Source organism: Mycobacterium sp. OAE908 (genome assembly GCF_017872775.1).
GTDB lineage: Bacteria > Actinomycetota > Actinomycetes > Mycobacteriales > Mycobacteriaceae > Mycobacterium.
Map to the genome: position 1 here is coordinate 2,596,694 of NZ_JAGGJL010000001.1, position 14,039 is coordinate 2,610,732.

The window sequence follows — 14,039 nt, forward strand, 5'->3', positions numbered from 1 at the left end:
TCAGGCACCGATCGCCGTCGTGACGGCCCGCCGCGTCAGCACCTTCGCGAGGTGGCTGCGATAGTCGGCATCGGCGTTGCCGTCGGACAGGGGATCGATGCCGTCGGCGGCGTGCTCGGCCGCCGCTCGGATCAACTCCTCGGTGGCCGCCTGGCCGACCAGCGCGTCCTCGACACCGCGGGCACGCACCGGCACCGACATCATGTTGGTCAGCGCGATGCGCGCCTGCCGGATGACTCCGCCGTCCACCTCGACGGTCGCGGCCACCGCCACAATCGACCAGGCTTGCGCCACCCGGTGCAGTTTCTCGTAGTGCGCGGCCCAGTCGGTGTGCTTGGGAACCCTTATCTCCGTGAGGATTTCGTCGGGTTCCAGCGCGGTGGTGAAGTAGTCGACGAAGAAATCCGCGACGGGGATGCTGCGCCGGCCCGACGGCCCTGCGACGGTCAGAGTCGCATCGAGCGCCAGCGTCGGTGCGGCAAGGTCGCCGGCCGGATCGGCATGCGCCAGATTTCCGCCAAGCGTGCCGCGATGCCGAATCTGCGGATCCGCAACGGTCTGCGTGGCGTCGGCGAGCAGCAGCGCATGCTTGCTGATCAGCGGATTACCGAGCAGGCCGTAGTAGGTGGTCATCGCGCCGATGACCAGGGCGTCGCCGTCATCGCGCACGCCGCGCAGCTCGTCGATCCGGTTGAGGTCGACGAGCACGGTCGGTGCCGCGAGCCGCAGCCGAAGGACCGGCATCAGGCTCTGCCCGCCCGCGATCACCTTGGCGTCCTCACCGCCGTCCGCCAGCGCGGCCACAGCCTCGTCCACCGTGCTCGGTGCGACGTACTCGAAGTTCGAGGGGATCACCGGTTAACTCCCTGGTCAGATGTCGCCGGCCTTCCGGCTCCGTGGATCGCCTGCCACACTCTCATTGGGCTGCAAGGCATTTCGATGTCTTTGACACCCAGGTGTCGCACCGCGTCGATCACCGCGTTGACCACCGCCGGGGTGGATGCGATGGTGCCCGCTTCGCCGACACCCTTGACACCGAGCGGGTTCGTGGTCGCAGGCGTTTCGGTGCGTCCGGTGACGAACTTGGGCAGATCGACCGCCGACGGCAGCAGGTACTCCGAGAACGAGGCGTTGATCAACGTGCCCGACTCGTCGTGCACCGCTTCCTCGTACAGCGCCTGCGCGATGCCCTGCGCCAGTCCGCCGTGCACCTGCCCGTCGACGATCAGTGGGTTGACCACATGTCCGATGTCGTCGACGCAGACGTACGAGCGAATATGCACCTGACCGGTTTCGGTGTCGACTTCCGTCGCACATAGATGGGTGCCGTGCGGGAACGAGAAGTTCTCCGGGTCGTAGGTGGCCTCGGAATCCAGGTTCGGCTCCAGACCGTCGGGCAGGTCGTGCGCGGCGAACACCGCCAGCGCGACCTCGGCGAGTGTGACCGCCTTCTCGGTACCCGTGACGCGGAACCGGCCGTCGGTGAATTCGAGGTCGTCCTCGGCGCACTCCATCATGTGGGCGGCGAACGGTTTGGCCTTGGCGATCACCTTCTCCGCGGCCTTGACCACCGCGACCGCGCCGACCGCAAGGGATCGTGAGCCGTAGGTGTCGAGGCCGCGCGGCGAGCTTTGCGTGTCGCCGTGGATGACCTCGACATCGTCGAACGGCACGCCGAGTTGGTCGGCGACGATCTGGCTCCAGGCCGTCTCATGTCCCTGGCCGTGCGGTGAGGAACCGGTGACGACCTCGACCTTGCCGGTGGGCAGCATGCGGATCGCCGCGTGCTCCCAGCCCCCCGCGCCATACGACAGCGAACCGAGCACCCGCGACGGCGCCAGCCCGCACATCTCGGTGAACGTCGACACGCCGATGCCGAGTTGCACCGAGTCGTTGCGCTCGCGGCGCTCGGCCTGCTCGCGGCGTAATCCCGCGTAGTCGAACAACTCTCGGGCCTTCTCGGTCGCGGCTTCGTAGTTGCCCGAGTCGTATGTCAGGCCCGCGACGGTGTCGAACGGAAACTCGTCGTGGGTGATCCAGTTCTGGGCGCGCAACTCGAGCGGGTCACGCGACAGCTCGGCGGCGAGTTCGTCCATCATCCGTTCGATCGCGAACGTCGCTTCGGGGCGGCCTGCGCCGCGGTAGGCGTCGGTGGGCACCTTGTTGGTGAAGACGTTGGTACACGTGAAGTGATACGCACCGAACTTGTAGATGCCGTTGAACATGAAGGCGCCGAGTATCGGGATGCCTGAGGTGACCAGCCGCAGATAGGCGCCCATGTCGGCGAGCAGTTCCACCTTCATGCCGGTGACGGTGCCGTCGCGGCGGGCGGCGAGCGTCAGCTTCTGGATCTGGTCGCGACCGTGGTGCGCGGCCACCATCGATTCACTGCGCGATTCGGTGTACTTGACGGGCTTGCCGAGCCGTCGCGCGACCAGCAATGCGATGACTTCCTCTGGCGTCACCTGCAGCTTGCCGCCGAACCCGCCTCCGACATCGGGCGCGATCACGCGGACCTTGTGCTCCGGAATCTCCAGCGTCATCGCCAACATGAGGCGAAGGATGTGCGGGATCTGCGTGGCCGACCACACCGTCAGTTGCGGGCCGGTCGGGTCGACCACCACCGACCGTGGCTCCATGAACGCAGGAATGAGCCGCTGCTGGCGGAAGGTGCGCTGCAGCAGAACCTCGGCGTCGCGGATCGCCGCCTCGACGTCGCCACCCGTACCCGCCTCGGCCGAGTCGAACGTCCACACAGCGCTGACGTTGGTACCGAGCTCGGGATACACCACCTCCTCGTCCGCGGCGGCGGCGGCCAGGTCGAGCACCACGGGCAGGTCGTCGTAGTCGACGTCGATGTGTTCCAGCGCGTCCTGGGCTTCGTAGGCGGTGCGGGCGGCGACGACGGCCACCGCTTCGCCGGCGAAGTTCACTGTGTCCACGGCGAGCGACGGCGCCGCAGGCGCTTTCATGTCCTCGGTGATCTGCCACGCGTTCGGCAGGCTGCCCTGTTCGGCAGCGAGGTCGGCTCCGGTGAAGACAGCGACGACGCCGGGCATACTGCGCGCGGCGCTGACGTCGATACCGGTGATGCGCGCGTGTGCGAAGGGGCTGCGCAGGATGGCCAGATGCTGCATGCCGGGCAACACGATGTTGTCGGTCCACCGCGTCCTGCCGGTGATCAGATGCTCGTCCTCCTTACGGACCCGAGCCTTGCCGACTTCGGGCTCGGCGGTGGCGGTCATCGCACGGCCTCCGCCGAATCAGGTTGTGTTGCAGCCTGTTTCGCTTCGAGGCGCTGTGCGGCGTCGAGGACCGCGCTGACGATGTTCTGATAGCCGGTACAGCGGCACAGGTTTCCTTCCAGGCCGTGTCTCACCGTGTGCTCGTCCGGGTGTGGGTCCTCGGCCAGCAGGTCGATGGACTGCATGATCATGCCGGGGGTGCAGAAGCCGCATTGCAACGCATGGTTGTCGCGGAACGCTGCCTGCACCGGGTGCAGGGTGCCGTCTCGGGACAGCCCCTCGATGGTGGTGACGTCGCCCCCGTCGGCCTGCACAGCGAGTACCGAACACGACTTGACGCTGTACCCGTTGAGGTGAACGGTGCACGCCCCGCAGTTGCTGGTGTCGCAGCCGATCACGGTGCCAACCTTGCCGAGTCGCTCGCGCAGGTAATGCACGAGCAGAAGCCGGGGCTCCACGTCGTCGGTATATGTCGTTCCATCGACGGTGACAGAGATGCGCATAGGCCTACTCTGCTCTGGCTGACCGTCCTCAGCGCCCGAAATGACGAAACCGGTTACGCGCCAGGCTGAGTCAAGCGGTGTGGATCTCGTCGAGCAACTCCTGCAGTGTCGCCAGGCTGTGGCCGGCCAGCAACTTGTCGACGAACGGCAACGCCGCCGCGATCCCTGACTGCACCGGCAGGTAGCTGTCGGCACCCGCGTGGGGGTTGACCCACAGCACCGCGTGGGCCAGTCGCCGCAGCGCCGCCATCTGTTCGGCAAGCAGATCCGGGTCGCCCCGCTCCCAGCCGTCAGAGAAGATCACCACGACCGCACCGCGGGCCAGGCCGCGTCGGCCCCAGCGGGCGAGGAACGCGCGCATCGTCTCGCCGAGCCGGGTGCCGCCGGCCCAGTCGGGCACCGCGCGGCCCGCGGCGGCCAGTGCCACCTCCGGATCGCGGACGCGCAATGCCCGCGACAGCCTTGTCATCCGGGTGCCCAGCGAAAACACTTCGGTGGCAGGGCTTTTGCGCGCGACTACATGCGCGAAGCGCAACAGCGCGTCCGCGTACGGGCTCATCGATCCGGATACGTCGAGCAGCAGCACGATGCGGCGCGGCCGGGTGGCCTTGCGGTGATGTCGTGGGCGTACCGGCTCGCCGCCGGCGGCGAGCATGCCGCGCAGCGTCCGTCGCGCATCGATGGCCCCCCTTCGGGAGGGCCGCATCCTCAAGGCAGGCCGGTTCGCCGGGCGTGGATTCAGTGCGGCCAGAAGTTCGGCGAGGTGTAGGCGTTCGGCCGCGGACAGCTCCGCGATGTCGCGATGCCGCAGAATTTCGGTTTCGGCCGCGGCGACACGTAACTGCGGTGCCTCTGTGCCGGCGTCCGTGGCGCCGGTGGCGTCCAACGCGGCGATGCGGGGACGACGCGGTTCCTGCCCCCGCTGCGCAACGCCGACGGGCACCGTGCCGCCGAACCAGTTCTCGAACACCAGGTCGTAGCGGGGAATGTCGTCGGGGCCGCGGCACAGCGTAGCGCGGCCCGCCCAGTACACCTGGCGCGGATCGGCGAGATCTACTTCGCGCAGTGCCCTGGTGTAGGTGTCGACGGCGTCGGACACCACAGGCAGCCCCGCCACGGCGAGAGCGTGCGCGAAACCTGCCACCCCGGCCAGCTCAGGCATGTCACCCGGCCAGCAGTCTGTCCAGCCCGGCCCTGGTCACCCGCTCCAGGTCCTCGTGGTACTTGACGACGGCGCCGAGCGTCGCGGCAGCCGTCTGCGCGTCGAGCACGTCGCGATCGAGTTCGCGTAGGGCCCTTGCCCAGTCCAGCGATTCGGCCACCCCAGGGGGCTTGACCAGTTCCATCGCGCGCAAGGCGTGCACGGCGCGGGCCACCTGGTCGGCGAGGGCCTCCGCGATGCCGGGGATGCGACTGCGAAGGATCGCGATTTCGCGAGCCAGGTCGGGATGTTCGAGCCAGTGGTAAAGGCAGCGCCGCTTGAGGGCGTCGTGCACGTCCCGGGTCCGGTTGGAGGTGAGCACCACCAGCGGTGGCGTCGCGGCGCGCACCTCGCCGAGTTCGGGGATGGTGACGGCGTTCTCGTCGAGCACCTCGAGCAGGAATGCCTCGAATTCGTCGTCGGCACGGTCGATTTCGTCGACGAGCAGTACACACGGCGCTTCTGTCAGCGCCCGCAGCAGCGGCCGCGCGAGCAGGAACCGCTCGGTGTACAGCGATCGTTCCGCCGACTCCGCCTCGAGGTGTCCCGCCGCTTCGAGCGTTCGCAGATGCAACAGTTGTCGCGGGAAATCCCAGTCGTAGAGCGCCTGCGCGGCGTCGATGCCCTCGTGACACTGCAACCGGATCAGCGGCAGACTCAACGCCTGCGCCAGCGCGGCGGCAAGTGAGGTCTTTCCGGTTCCTGGCTCGCCCTCGCAGAACAACGGGCGGCCCATGCGCAGCGCCAGGTACGCGGCTGTCGCGACGCCTTCGTCGGCGAGGTATCCGGTTGCCTCGAGCGCCTGCGCCAGTTCCGTCGGCGACCCGGCACTCGGCGTGGAAACACTCACTCCGCGAGCGTAGGTCAGGGCTTGATCACAGCTGCGTATCTTCGGCCGTGACCTCGCGTGGCGGAATGCGGTGGCCGCTATAAGCGGCCTTATCGTTCCAAGCGTGATTGCCCTACCGCGCGCATGGCTGTTGGCCAGCGCAATGCTGCTGGGAGTCGCGGTCGGTCAGATCGCGGGAATCGCAGCGACGCTGCTGGTCAAGGCCCCCCTTAGACCCGACGTCGTGATCGCGCTCGTGATCGCTGTGCCCAGCGTGATCGGCATGCTGCTGATCTTGTTCTCTGGGCGACGATGGCTTACCGCGCTCGGCGCGTTCATCCTGGCCATCGCGCCGGGATGGTTCGGAGTGCTCGTCGTGATTCAGGTGGTCAACGGTGCCTAGTTCGACCGAACAAGAAACGCTGCCCGGCGACCCGACGCAGCCCTACTCGCCGATCTTCACCGGCGAATTTCCCGCGTCACCCGACCCGATGCAACCGTTGGCGGCCGAACGCGACCCCGCGAACGGTACGGAGGCGGCGACGGGACCCATGCCCGTAGTGGTTCATCCCGAGGTCGTGGTCGGCACCTACCACTACCTCAAGCGCTGGACGTTCGTCCTCGTCGTGGCGGGAGTGTGGATCGCCGCGGCGGCCTGCGGGCTGGGCCTCTACGACTGGTGGTTCCAATCGCTCAACAAGACAGCACCGGTCTTCGTGGTGCTGCTGTTCGTCATCGGGTGCACGGTCGGCGGCCTGCTGGCGGCCATGGTGACCGACAAACCGCTGGTCTCGGCGCTGGCGATCGCATTGATGTCGGCGCCGCTGGCTGCGCTGGGTGCCGCGGCGGTGCTGCACGGCACCTATTTCTGTCAACACGTGAGCCGATGTTTGGTGGGGTTGATTCCCTACTAAGGTTGGCCGGGTGACTCACTATGACGTCGTCGTTCTTGGAGCAGGCCCCGGCGGATACGTCGCGGCCATTCGCGCCGCACAGCTCGGGCTGAACACCGCAGTCGTCGAACCCAAGTATTGGGGCGGGGTATGCCTCAACGTCGGCTGCATCCCGTCCAAGGCGCTGCTGCGCAACGCCGAGCTGGCCCACATCTTCACCAAGGAGGCCAAGCAGTTCGGCATCAGCGGTGAGGCGACGTTCGACTACGGGGTGGCGTTCGACCGCAGCCGCAAGGTGGCCGACGGCCGCGTCGCCGGTGTCCACTTCTTGATGAAGAAGAACAAAATCACCGAGATCCACGGGTACGGCACGTTCACCGACCCAAACACGTTGTCGGTCAAGCTCAATGAGGGCGGAACCGAGACGGTGACGTTCGACAACATCATCATCGCCACCGGAAGCAGCACCCGGCTGGTGCCCGGCACGTCGCTGTCGGACAACGTGGTCACCTACGAAGAGCTGATCCTGACGCGCGATCTGCCGAAGTCCATAGTCATCGCGGGCGCGGGCGCGATCGGCATGGAGTTCGGCTACGTGCTCAAGAACTACGGCGTCGACGTGACGATCGTCGAGTTCCTGCCGCGCGCCCTGCCGAACGAAGACGCCGAGGTCTCCAAGGAGATCGAGAAGCAGTTCAAGAAGCTCGGCGTGAAGGTGCTGACGGGCACCAAGGTCGAGTCGATCAAGGATGACGGTGGCGAGGTTGTGGTCACCGTCAGCAAGGACGGCAAGACCGACGAGATCAAGGCCGAGAAGGTGCTGCAGGCCATCGGCTTCGCCCCCAACATCGAGGGCTACGGGCTTGACGCAGCCGGTGTGGCCATCACCGATCGCAAGGCCATCGGCATCGACGACTACATGCGCACCAATGTCCCGCACATCTACGCCATCGGCGATGTCACCGGGCTGCTGCAGCTGGCGCATGTCGCCGAGGCGCAAGGCGTGGTCGCCGCCGAAACCATCGGCGGCGCAGAGACTTTGCCGCTCGGCGACTACCGGATGCTGCCGCGCGCGACGTTCTGTCAGCCGCAGGTGGCCAGCTTCGGGCTGACCGAGGAGCAGGCGCGTGCCGAGGGCTATGACGTGAAGGTCGCCAAGTTCCCGTTCACCGCGAACGCCAAGGCGCACGGCGTCGGCGACCCGAGCGGCTTCGTCAAGCTGATCGCTGACGGCAAATACGGCGAGCTGATCGGCGGGCATCTGATCGGGCACGACGTGTCCGAGCTGCTGCCTGAGCTGACGCTGGCCCAGAAGTGGGACCTGACCGCCACCGAGCTGGCCCGCAACGTCCACACCCACCCGACGATGTCCGAAGCGCTACAGGAGTGCTTCCACGGTCTCGTCGGCCACATGATCAATTTCTGAACGTGGCTCAGACGGCCGGCGCAGCGAGAGCGATCTGGGTCGCCGCGATCGGCGGATTGGTGGTCGGCCACATCCTGTGGCTGGCCGGGATTTCCGTCGCGATCGCGACGCAGTCCATCAGCACCTGGGTGCTTGTCGTGGCAGCGGTGTCGTTCGTCGTCGGCGGCGTCGCAGCGTATTTCGGTTGGCGGTCGTACAAGCAGAAGTCAGAAATCTGGGCGGCGTTTCTGTGGGCGCTACCCGTCGCCCCGGTGTTGCTGTCGCTGACCGTGCTCGGGGTTACCTACCTATAGTCAGGCCATGATCGCTGCGCGACGACGACTGCTCATGGCCAACGGGGTCTTCCTCGTGGTGGTCGGCGGGATTCAAGTGGTCTTCGAACTGCTCGCCTACTACACGGGCGCCGGACCGTACGGATACCTCTTCGAAGAGTCGCCGTATGCGCTCGGTTGGGTCGAAGCGCACGGCCTGGCGTTCATCGTCGGGGTGCTGCTGCTGACCGTCGCCGCCCGCGACCTACGCCGGTTCTGGCACGTCGCGGCCGCGGCCGTGCACACACTGCTTGGCACGGCGAATCTGGTGTTCTGGGACAGCTTCGTGGTCTTCGGCATGGTGCCGATGGGCATCGCCGCGACCGTCGTGCACTTCGTGCTGGTGGCCGCACACGTCGGCGCATTCGTGGCGAGCCGTGTGCCCGCACGCCAGAGTTGAACAGGTTCAGTCGAAATATCTTCGAAGACAGCGATTCTCGCTGTTTGCGGTCGCTGACAGCTTCCGGTGCCACTACGCTGACCGGATCGACCGACACAGAAGGATGCACCGATGACTCAACCACGACGCGCGAAACTGATCAGCGCAGTGATGAACGCCTCGTTCGTCGGTGCAGTGATGGCAGGATGCGCGCTGGGTTTGGCTGCCCAGGCCGGCGCCGACGACAACTGCGATCCGTTCATGCTCTCCATGACGCCGCAGCCGGTGCTGGCATGTCAGCCGGACCTCGCACCGCCACCGGTCGAACCTGTGCCTGCTGACGCGCCTCCCGCATTCGACGCGTCGCCTGCGGCAGCCATTCCTCCGGCGCCGGGCACTTAGCGTTCGGGTTTAGATCACACGCAGTCATTGCAGAACTGCTGGCCGTCCTTACGCAACGCCAACTGGCTGTGGTGATGCACCAAGAAGCAGCTGGAGCAGACGAACTCGTCGGCCTGCTTGGGGACGACGCGGACGGTGAGTTCCTCGTTGGTGAGGTCGGCGTCGGGTAGATCGAACGAATCGATCGCGTCGCCGTCATCGACGTCGATGACCGCCGTCGACGCGTCGTTCTTGCGACGGCTGGTCAGCGCCTCGAGCGATTCGTCGGGTTCGGGTTCGGTGGTGACGCGGGGAGCGTCGTAGTCGGTGGCCATGCGACATGCCCCTTCCTGATCAAGTCTGTAAACCGCCAAACGCAGTCAGGAAGCGGATTGTTCCCTAACTCAGTCGGGAAAGTCGAGCGGAATTTTCAGCGTCGCCATGGTGGCCGCGAGCGCGTCGTATTGCCCTGCCAGGGTGCAGAATTCGATCAGCTGCGGACGGCTGAGGATGCTCGACAGTGCCGACCAGGTCTCCGGCGACATCGAGCGGGTGATGACGAACTCGTCGGTCGCGGTGATCAGCACTCGCTCGCGGTCGGTGAGGCCATCGGCGTCGGGCCCCTCGAAGATCCTGGCCTGCAACTCCGTGCCGACGCCGCGGCTTTTGGCCAGCCGGCGATGCTGCTGCAGCTCGTACTCGCAGTCGCGCAGGTACCCCACACGCAGGATCACCAGTTCGGCGTCCTTGCGGGACAGCTTGCCGGCGTACAGCAGGTAGCCCGAGAACGGCAGCCACGCCAGGAACAGCAGCTTGTGCTGACCAAGCACATTGAACAGATGGAACTTCGGAGCGCGGATGCCGCGGGCGCCGAGCTTGGCGATCGCCCAGTTGACGGGCCCGAGTTCCTTGAACCCGCCCGGCGGAATACGTGCGGGGGCGTTCACGACTGCTGCACCAAATACGGCGACACCGTGCTGCGGTGTTCGTTCAGGTCGAGTGCGCGGCCCAGCGCGGGGAACGCTCGCTGCGGGCAGTTGTCGCGCTCGCAGACGCGGCAGCCGGCGCCGATCGGAGTCGCGTTGTCAGCGGACAAGTCCAGTCCCTCCGAATAGACCAGCCGGTGTGCGTGCCGAAGTTCGCAGCCCAGGCCGATCGCGAACGTCTTACCTGGCTGACCATAGCGCGAGGCGCGGCGCTCCACCGTGCGCGCCACCCACATGTAATTGCGACCGTCGGGCATCTGCGCGATCTGCACCAAGATCTTGCCGGGGTTGGCGAACGTCTCGTAGACATTCCACAGCGGACAGGTGCCGCCGGAGGACGAGAAGTGAAAACCGGTGGCGGACTGTCGCTTCGACATGTTGCCTGCGCGGTCGACGCGGATGAACGACAGCGGCACCCCGCGCATCGACGGGCGCTGGAGCGTGGACAGCCGGTGGGCGATGGTCTCGTAGGACACTGAGTAGAAGGCAGAGAGCCGCTCGATGTCGTAGCGGAAATTCTCGGCGACGTCGTGGAACTGGCCGTACGGCAGCACCGTCGCGGCGGCGAAATAGTTGGCCAGTCCCAGCCGGGCCAGCGTCGTCGACTCCTCGCTGGTGAACTTGCCCTCTTCCACCAACTTGTCGATCAGGTCGCCGAACTCCAGGTAGGCCAGCTCGGCGGCCATCTTGAACACCGTCTGGCCCGACGAGAGGTGGCCGCTGATCTCCAGCGTCTTGGTGGCCGGGTCGAAGCGATGCAGCACTGTGTCGCCGAGGTCGATGCGGCGCATGATGTGCACGCCGTGCACCATGGTCAGCCGGTCGGACAGCTCGCGGGCCAACTCTGCGCGGTGCATCCGCATGCGGATGGTGAGATCCTCGGCGGCGGTATCCAGTTCGTGCAGATAGTTCTGCCGTTGATAGAAGTAGTCGCGCACTTCCTCGTGCGGCATGGTGATCGCGCCCGAACCAGAGCTGGAGCCGGTGCCGTCGGAGTATCGGTCCTCGGTCGCGGCGGCCAGCTGCGTGGTGGTCAGCCGATAGCGGCGGTGCAGATTGACCATCGCGCGGGCCAGCGTCGGATGCGACCCCACCATGTCGGCGACTTCTGCGAGGTCGACGTCGATGTCGAGGTCGCGGTCCATGGTGACCTCGCGCAGTTCCGCGACGAGCCGGGTGTCGTCCTGGGATGCGAAGAACGTCGCGTCGACGCCGAACACCTCGGTGATGCGCAGTAGGACGGCCACCGTCAGCGGGCGCACGTCATGCTCGATCTGATTGAGGTAGCTCGGCGAGATGTCCAGCATCTGCGCCAGCGCGGCCTGGCTGAACCCGCGTTCGCTGCGCAGTTGTCGCACCCTCGAGCCGACAAACGTTTTCGCCACGTCAACCACCCTAACAACGCTGCGAAGGCATGCTTCGCATTGTTGGCAGATTGGATGCTGTGGCAGGATCGGCCCCGTTGGAGTGACAGGGGAGAACACACGATGGCGGGTATCGCAGGTAGCACCGGTTTGGCGAAGGTGATGATGCCTGTGCCCGATCCACACCCTGACGTGTTCGACAGGGAGTGGCCGCTGCGGGTCGCCGACATCGACCGCGAGGGCAGGCTGAAGTTCGACGCCGCCACCCGCCACATTCAGGACATCGGCTCAGACCAACTGCGCGAGATGGGGTTCGAGGAGACACATCCGCTGTGGATCGTCCGGCGCACGATGATCGACCTGATCAAGCCGATCGAGTTCCAGGACATGCTGCGGATGCGGCGGTGGTGTTCGGGGACGTCGAACCGGTGGTGCGAGATGCGGGTCCGCATCGACGGCCGCAAGGGCGGGTTGATGGAATCGGAGGCGTTCTGGATCAACATCAACCGCGAGACCCAGGGCCCGGCGCGTATCTCCGACGACTTCATCGAAGGCCTGCAGCGCACGACCTCGGTTGACCGGTTGCGGTGGAAGGCGTACCTGAAGCCCGGCAGTCGCGAGGACGCGGCGCAAATCCGCGACTACCCGGTGCGCGTCAGCGACATCGACATCTTCGACCACATGAACAACTCCGTGTACTGGAGCGTGATCGAGGACTACTTGTTCAGCACGCCGGAACTGCTGCACAAGCCGATCCGGGTGACCATCGAGCACGACGCCGCCGTGGCGCTCGGCGACAAGTTGGAGATCATTTCGCACGTGCACCCCGCCGGATCGACCGAGCAATTCGGCCCCGAGCTCGCGGACCGCACTGTTAGAACGCTCACATATGCCGTCGGCGACGAGACGAAAGCAGTGGCCGCGATCTTCGCCCTCTGACCCCGGCGGGTTTAACAGTACGAGCGTACTGACCAGCGAAAATTGTGTTACCGGCCAGTAGCTACTGAACCGGTCAAGCCGGTAGCCGCATTCGCAAACTTAGCAAGTTAATGCCGAGCGTTGGCGAAACTTGGCAAGTGAAACGGCTGGACCTGCGGGTATGGCTTGGGGCATCCTCGACTTAGCACTCAAGTGAACGTGTTGGGCCGTTAACAAGCATGTGGCGTGAAGCGGATCCAGCGACTTGCAAGAAAAGGAGCACCAATGTCGACCGTTGGCCAGCCGAAGACGCCGGAAGAGATCCAGAAGGACTGGGACACCAATCCGCGGTGGAAGGGCATCGAGCGCACCTACACCCCAGCCGATGTCGTGGCGCTGCAGGGTTCCGTCGTCGAGGAGGCCACGCTGGCCCGCCGCGGCGCCGAGGTGCTCTGGGCGCAGTTGCACGACATGGAGTTCGTCAACGCGCTCGGCGCGCTGACCGGCAACATGGCCGTGCAGCAGGTCCGCGCCGGCCTGAAGGCCATCTACCTGTCGGGTTGGCAGGTCGCCGGTGACGCGAACCTGTCCGGCCACACCTACCCCGACCAGAGCCTGTACCCGGCCAACTCGGTGCCGCAGGTGGTGCGTCGTATCAACAACGCGCTGCTGCGTGCCGACGAGATCGCCAAGGTTGAGGGCGACACCTCGGTGGAGAACTGGCTGGCGCCGATCGTCGCCGACGGCGAGGCCGGCTTCGGTGGCGCGCTGAACGTCTACGAGCTGCAGAAGGCCATGATCGCCGCGGGCGTCGCGGGGTCGCACTGGGAGGATCAGCTGGCATCGGAGAAGAAGTGCGGCCACCTCGGTGGCAAGGTGCTGATCCCGACTCAGCAGCACATCCGCACGCTGACCTCGGCTCGTCTCGCGGCCGACGTCGCCGACGTGCCGACGGTCGTCATCGCCCGCACCGATGCCGAGGCCGCCACGCTCATCACCTCCGATGTCGACGAGCGCGACCGTCCGTTCATCACCGGTGAGCGCACCTCCGAGGGCTTCTACCGCGTCAAGAACGGCCTCGAGCCCTGCATCGCGCGGGCCAAGGCCTACGCGCCGTACTCCGACCTGATCTGGATGGAGACCGGCACGCCGGACCTCGAGCTGGCCGCGAAGTTCGCCGAGGGCGTCAAGAGCGAGTTCCCGGACCAGATGCTGGCCTACAACTGCTCGCCGTCGTTCAACTGGCGCAAGCACCTAGACGACGCGACGATCGCGAAGTTCCAGAAGGAGCTCGGCGCGATGGGCTTCAAGTTCCAGTTCATCACGCTGGCCGGCTTCCACGCCCTGAACTACTCGATGTTCGATCTGGCCTACGGCTACGCCCGCAACCAGATGAGTGCTTACGTCGAGCTGCAGGAGCGCGAATTCGACGCCGAGGAGCGGGGTTACACCGCGACCAAGCACCAGCGCGAGGTCGGCGCCGGCTACTTCGACCGGATCGCCACCACGGTTGATCCGAACTCGTCGACCACCGCGCTCGCGGGTTCGACCGAAGAGGGCCAGTTCCACTGAGTTGATAGCGTCAGGCCCCGTCCATGTTTGG

At 66.1% G+C, this 14,039-nt stretch carries 16 protein-coding genes; 8 read left to right on the plus strand and 8 right to left on the minus strand.

Annotation, left to right across the window (positions count from 1 at the left end):
- The 5 genes from J3E61_RS12680 to J3E61_RS12700 form a co-directional block, all read right to left on the minus strand.
- Positions 1-855 carry a xanthine dehydrogenase family protein subunit M gene (locus J3E61_RS12680; RefSeq protein ID WP_210083788.1) on the minus strand — a complete coding sequence of 285 codons (855 nt, stop codon included), beginning with the start codon at positions 853-855 and terminating at the stop codon, positions 1-3.
- A complete protein-coding gene (locus J3E61_RS12685; RefSeq protein ID WP_210083789.1) occupies positions 852-3,245 on the minus strand; it encodes a xanthine dehydrogenase family protein molybdopterin-binding subunit in 2,394 nt (797 codons plus the stop codon). Before J3E61_RS12685 ends, J3E61_RS12680 begins: the two co-directional genes overlap by 4 nt.
- On the minus strand, positions 3,242-3,748 hold the full coding sequence (locus J3E61_RS12690; protein WP_192725547.1) for a 2Fe-2S iron-sulfur cluster binding domain-containing protein: 507 nt from the start codon (positions 3,746-3,748) through the stop codon (positions 3,242-3,244). The genes J3E61_RS12685 and J3E61_RS12690 overlap by 4 nt, the downstream gene beginning before the upstream one ends.
- A 70-nt stretch (positions 3,749-3,818) precedes the next feature.
- Positions 3,819-4,910 (minus strand): VWA domain-containing protein, encoded by a 1,092-nt coding sequence (locus J3E61_RS12695; RefSeq protein WP_210083790.1) that lies wholly within the window; start codon positions 4,908-4,910, stop codon positions 3,819-3,821.
- A 1-nt stretch (position 4,911) separates the two neighbouring features.
- Positions 4,912-5,799 (minus strand): AAA family ATPase, encoded by an 888-nt coding sequence (locus tag J3E61_RS12700; protein WP_192725545.1) that lies wholly within the window; start codon positions 5,797-5,799, stop codon positions 4,912-4,914.
- 103 nt (positions 5,800-5,902) lie between these two features.
- Here J3E61_RS12700 and J3E61_RS12705 point away from each other — a divergent pair, with 103 nt between their 5' ends.
- From J3E61_RS12705 to J3E61_RS12730, 6 genes are all read left to right on the plus strand, one after another.
- Positions 5,903-6,181, plus strand: a complete 279-nt coding sequence (locus J3E61_RS12705; RefSeq protein ID WP_192725544.1) for a putative holin — start codon at positions 5,903-5,905, stop codon at positions 6,179-6,181.
- Positions 6,174-6,692 carry a hypothetical protein gene (locus J3E61_RS12710; RefSeq protein ID WP_210083791.1) on the plus strand — a complete coding sequence of 173 codons (519 nt, stop codon included), beginning with the start codon at positions 6,174-6,176 and terminating at the stop codon, positions 6,690-6,692. The genes J3E61_RS12705 and J3E61_RS12710 overlap by 8 nt, the downstream gene beginning before the upstream one ends.
- 10 nt (positions 6,693-6,702) lie before the next feature.
- A complete protein-coding gene (gene lpdA, locus J3E61_RS12715) occupies positions 6,703-8,097 on the plus strand; it encodes a dihydrolipoyl dehydrogenase (protein ID WP_210083792.1) in 1,395 nt (464 codons plus the stop codon).
- A 2-nt stretch (positions 8,098-8,099) separates the two neighbouring features.
- Positions 8,100-8,390, plus strand: coding sequence for a hypothetical protein (locus J3E61_RS12720; RefSeq protein ID WP_192725541.1), 291 nt, complete (start codon positions 8,100-8,102; stop codon positions 8,388-8,390).
- 7 nt (positions 8,391-8,397) lie between these two features.
- Entirely contained in the window at positions 8,398-8,808 is a 411-nt protein-coding gene (locus J3E61_RS12725) for a hypothetical protein (RefSeq protein WP_210083793.1), read from the plus strand.
- A 111-nt stretch (positions 8,809-8,919) separates the two neighbouring features.
- Positions 8,920-9,189 carry a hypothetical protein gene (locus J3E61_RS12730; protein ID WP_210083794.1) on the plus strand — a complete coding sequence of 90 codons (270 nt, stop codon included), beginning with the start codon at positions 8,920-8,922 and terminating at the stop codon, positions 9,187-9,189.
- Between the two features lie 14 nt (positions 9,190-9,203).
- On the opposite strand, the gene J3E61_RS12735 is transcribed toward J3E61_RS12730, so the two are convergent.
- The 3 genes from J3E61_RS12735 to ramB form a co-directional block, all read right to left on the minus strand.
- Positions 9,204-9,503 (minus strand): DUF4193 family protein, encoded by a 300-nt coding sequence (locus J3E61_RS12735; RefSeq protein ID WP_192725538.1) that lies wholly within the window; start codon positions 9,501-9,503, stop codon positions 9,204-9,206.
- Positions 9,504-9,572: 69 nt separating this feature from the next.
- Positions 9,573-10,115 (minus strand): carboxymuconolactone decarboxylase family protein, encoded by a 543-nt coding sequence (locus J3E61_RS12740; RefSeq protein WP_192725537.1) that lies wholly within the window; start codon positions 10,113-10,115, stop codon positions 9,573-9,575.
- Positions 10,112-11,539, minus strand: a complete 1,428-nt coding sequence (gene ramB / locus J3E61_RS12745) for an acetate metabolism transcriptional regulator RamB (protein ID WP_192725536.1) — start codon at positions 11,537-11,539, stop codon at positions 10,112-10,114. Before ramB ends, J3E61_RS12740 begins: the two co-directional genes overlap by 4 nt.
- A gap of 102 nt (positions 11,540-11,641) precedes the next feature.
- Here ramB and J3E61_RS12750 point away from each other — a divergent pair, with 102 nt between their 5' ends.
- On the plus strand, positions 11,642-12,457 hold the full coding sequence (locus J3E61_RS12750; RefSeq protein ID WP_192725535.1) for an acyl-[acyl-carrier-protein] thioesterase: 816 nt from the start codon (positions 11,642-11,644) through the stop codon (positions 12,455-12,457).
- Between the two features lie 264 nt (positions 12,458-12,721).
- Complete coding sequence (gene aceA / locus J3E61_RS12755) at positions 12,722-14,008, plus strand: isocitrate lyase (protein ID WP_192725534.1); 1,287 nt, start codon at positions 12,722-12,724, stop codon at positions 14,006-14,008.
- The last annotated feature ends 31 nt before the right edge of the window (positions 14,009-14,039 follow it).